Below are 3,527 nucleotides of genomic sequence, written 5' to 3' on the forward strand. Positions count from 1 at the left end.
GTCGACGCTGGCGACCGGAGGTGTTCTTCTCGGCCTGGAAGCGTTGTCCCACATCCATCCACGCCGGCGGTGGGACACCACGACCGTCGCGGACTGGTTGGCCAAGGTGCCCGGGCGCACACCACGACGACTGCTGGAACTGGCCGCCCTGATCTCGTGGACCGCCGACCTCGACCGGATGTCGGTGCAGACGATGATGAGGTTGATCCGCCTGCAGGGCGGACTGCGGACCATGCTGTCGACCACCGGCGGCGCGCAGGAGGATCTGCTGGTCGAAGGTGTCGGCACCCTCGTCGATGGCCTTGCCGGCGAACTCGGTCCCCGTGTTCGTCTCGGGCACCGGGTCACCTCGATCGGAGAGGGCGCCGACGGCGTCACCCTCGCCACGACCGCGGGTACGGTCCACGCCACCAAAGTCGTAGTGACAGTTCCACCACCGCTGCTGGACCGCATCAGCTTCCAGCCGTCCCTGCCGCCCGATCGGATCGCCGCCGCCACCCGCAGCTACATGGGGTCGGTCTACAAAGCGATCGCGGTGTTCGACCGGCCGTTCTGGCGAGACCGCGGCAAGAATGCCGAGATCGTGGTCCTCGGTGCTCCCAGGATCGCCGTGTTCGACACCAGCCCGCCCGATGGTCCCGGCCACCTGTGCATGCTGGTAGGCGGCCCGCACGCACGCGCACTCGACCAGCTCGACGCCGCCTCTCGCCGCGAAACCATCCTCGGTCCCCTGGCTTCCTGGCTCGGCACCGAGGTCCTCGAGCCGGTGAGCTGGCACGAGAAAGCCTGGCATCTCGACGACAACGTCGGCGGCGGCTACTTCGCAGTTCCCGAACCGGGCGCCACCGACGCGCTCATGCCACTGCCGTTCACGCCGGTAGGCGACATTCATTGGGCCGGTACCGAAACCGCGGTCGATCACCCGGGCTACCTCGACGGTGCCATCGAATCCGGCACCCGCGTCGCCCACGAGGTCCTCGACGCCCTCGCGCAGCGAGACCAGGTCACGCCGCGATAGCGAAACCGCTTGATCCGCGGCAGCAGATCGAACCCCAAGAGTTTGGTCACCCCGACCAGCTCGTCGGTCCAGCTCCGTGATGGGGGTGCCGGTAGTAATCGGAACCGGCACCGCCTCCACCGAGGCGATCCTGCGCCGCATCCTCGGGCGGGCGCCCGATGACGACGTAGACCGGACCGGAAGACGTGTTCACGGTCCTGGTTCCCAGCGGCGGCCCGAACTCGCGGGCGCTCACCGCGCACCCGCCGCAGTGCCAGCCGCCGGGAACCCGAGGTCGGCTTGACCGAACACGGTGTAGTGCGCGCCGTCAGCGTTCAACCGCGCCAGGTCATCTCCGATATCGACCAGTGCTGAATACACCGCGGCCAGCACTCCTCGACATAGCTCTTGGCTATGAACTCGGGGTGTCGATGCCGGCGGCCGGTTCGGCGGCGCCGATTTCGCCGGCTGCCTGCTGGAAGGCGTCGGCGGCCCGTGCGAAGTAGTCGAAGAGGAATTCCTGCTGTTCGGGCGTGTAGCCGCGGATGATGTCGCCGATCTTGCGGCGTGCGGGGGCGAGCACCGTGTCGAGGTCGGCCGGCTGGGCGACCGGCTCGACCATGACCTTGCGGCGGTCGCCGGGATCGGCGGTGCGGCGCACATACCCGGCTTGTTCCAGGCGGTCGACGAGCCGGGTGGTGGGTCCGGTGGTCAGCCCTGTGCGGGTGCCGAGTTCGCCGGGAGTCATCGCCCCGCTCAGTTCGAGGATATTCAGCGCGTACAGGTCGGTGGCTCCGAGTCCGACCGCCTTCGCGCCCGCTTGAGCATGCAGCACAACCGAACTCAGGTACCGCCGAAAGACCTGACCGGGGTCGATGTCACATCGATCCGTTGACAAGAGCTCACCCTTCCTCGTAATCTCTTCCTAAACGAAGATACATCTTTGGAGAAGATAGATCTTCTAAGCAGAGGATAGCATGAGAGGGGCTCCCGAAATGACTACGACCACCGCGAATACCGACTCCGCGACCCCAGCCACGTCCCGTCGCCGCACCGTCGCGAAGGTGCTGGGCGTGAGCGCGCTGAGTCTCGGCATCGCCGCCGTCGGCGGGTACGTGTGGCTGGATAAAGCCTCGGAGGTGCGCAATCAAGGCGTTGCCGAGTGCACGGACGTCACGCCCGACGGTGGCACCGCCGCGGACCTGCATGGCGTCTGCGCGACGCTCGCCGAGCTGAACGCGGCCTGGGAGCGGGGCGACGCCGACGCCTACGGCGCGGTCTTCACCGAGAACGGCACCTACACCACCTTCGTGGGCACCTATTACGACGGCCGCCGCGATATCACCGAGAGTCACCGCGCGCTGTTCGATGGATTCGTCAAGGGCAGCAAGCTCGCCGACTCCTACCTCGGCATTCGCTTCTTCGGCGCGGACACCGCGGTCGTCACCACCCGGGGCGACCGGTACGACGACGAGCGGCCGAGCGAGCTGTCCAAGACCGCGTCCTTCACCATGGTGCGCGAACAGGACGCGCAGTGGCGCATCGCCGCTTTCCAGAACACGCAGCGCAAGACGGTCATGGAGCGCATCTCGTTCCTGTTCGATCCAGACACCAAGCCCGAGGCCGAACGGTGAGAGCGCTGGTGACCGTGCTCAGCTCAGGTAGGCGGTGAGGTGGGGGACGGCGTCGACGACGTGTTCTGCCGGGATGGGCTCGGCGATGAGGGTGAACTTCCAATCATCGTGGGCGCGATGCAGTGTGCCGAGGATGAGGCCGGTGTGGGAGCGGGCGGTGGCCAGGTCGATCCGTCACCCAGGTGGCGGATGGCACCGTCTCGCGAGGTCAGTTGTTCGTGAAAGGCGATGTCGGCGAAGCGGGTTCCGCTGAACGACAGCGCGGCCACGTTGAGGTCGATGTCTTTCGCGCGCCGCCGGAACTTGCCTGCGCGCACGGGATCCCAGCCCAGACCCACAGTGATGTGAGTGAGTGTGGCGTGGGGGACTGCTCCGGGCATGTGATGCTCCTGGTCGAGTTGCTTCGGCCGGTTGCCGTCCGGATCCCCCGGTGCACCTATCCGCAAACATGGCGCACGGACCCGGCCCCCGCAACCGGGGGATCACGGGTTTCGTCGAGTCACGCCCTCGGCCCTGTGGTCACACCTCCACCGGGAGCACCCAATTCGTTCTCCTTCGGTCAGGAAGCCGTGGCGGGCTCGATGCTGTGGCGCTTGACGAGCAGCACGATCGCCAGCAGCGGGTAGACCAGAATCGGCAGCAGGGTGCCCAGATACATGGTCTGATCCGCCAGGATGACCGTTCCGGTGAGCAGGGTGAAGTCGAACAGGCCGTGCAGCACGGAGTTGACGGTGTTGCCGCGGCTGACCCGGCGAGTCAGGTAGAAGAAATACCCGGCCAGGCTGACGATGATCGCCTGCGGCAGCGCGCTGACACCATGTGTCACCCCGTTGGCCAGATGCACCGCGCCGAACACGATGCTCGACCACAACGCGACCCGGCCCTCGGTGAGCCCG

General features: G+C 66.9%; 6 protein-coding genes. 2 read left to right on the top strand and 4 right to left on the bottom strand.

Annotated features, from left to right (window positions below):
• Positions 1 to 1,018 (top strand): flavin monoamine oxidase family protein (locus tag ACFWPJ_RS27890; RefSeq protein ID WP_378855724.1); only part of this gene is annotated, 1,018 nt, incomplete at its 5' end.
• Between the two features lie 231 nt (positions 1,019 to 1,249).
• Here ACFWPJ_RS27890 and ACFWPJ_RS27895 read toward each other — a convergent pair.
• Both ACFWPJ_RS27895 and ACFWPJ_RS27900 read right to left on the bottom strand, forming a co-directional pair.
• On the bottom strand, positions 1,250 to 1,378 hold the full coding sequence (locus tag ACFWPJ_RS27895; protein ID WP_378855726.1) for a hypothetical protein: 129 nt from the start codon (positions 1,376 to 1,378) through the stop codon (positions 1,250 to 1,252).
• Positions 1,379 to 1,409: 31 nt separating this feature from the next.
• On the bottom strand, positions 1,410 to 1,832 hold the full coding sequence (locus tag ACFWPJ_RS27900; protein WP_378855728.1) for a MarR family winged helix-turn-helix transcriptional regulator: 423 nt from the start codon (positions 1,830 to 1,832) through the stop codon (positions 1,410 to 1,412).
• Positions 1,833 to 1,992: 160 nt separating this feature from the next.
• Here ACFWPJ_RS27900 and ACFWPJ_RS27905 point away from each other — a divergent pair, with 160 nt between their 5' ends.
• On the top strand, positions 1,993 to 2,631 hold the full coding sequence (locus ACFWPJ_RS27905) for an SgcJ/EcaC family oxidoreductase (protein ID WP_378855730.1): 639 nt from the start codon (positions 1,993 to 1,995) through the stop codon (positions 2,629 to 2,631).
• A 23-nt stretch (positions 2,632 to 2,654) separates the two neighbouring features.
• Here the strand turns inward: ACFWPJ_RS27905 and ACFWPJ_RS27910 are convergent, their stop codons facing one another.
• Entirely contained in the window at positions 2,655 to 3,011 is a 357-nt protein-coding gene (locus tag ACFWPJ_RS27910; protein ID WP_378855732.1) for a TerD family protein, read from the bottom strand.
• A 179-nt stretch (positions 3,012 to 3,190) separates the two neighbouring features.
• A partial coding sequence (locus ACFWPJ_RS27915; protein WP_378855734.1) for a type II CAAX prenyl endopeptidase Rce1 family protein occupies positions 3,191 to 3,527 on the bottom strand: 337 nt, incomplete at its 5' end.

Origin of the sequence: Nocardia sp. NPDC058497 (assembly GCF_042720195.1) — a bacterium.
In the GTDB taxonomy this organism is placed as follows: domain Bacteria; phylum Actinomycetota; class Actinomycetes; order Mycobacteriales; family Mycobacteriaceae; genus Nocardia.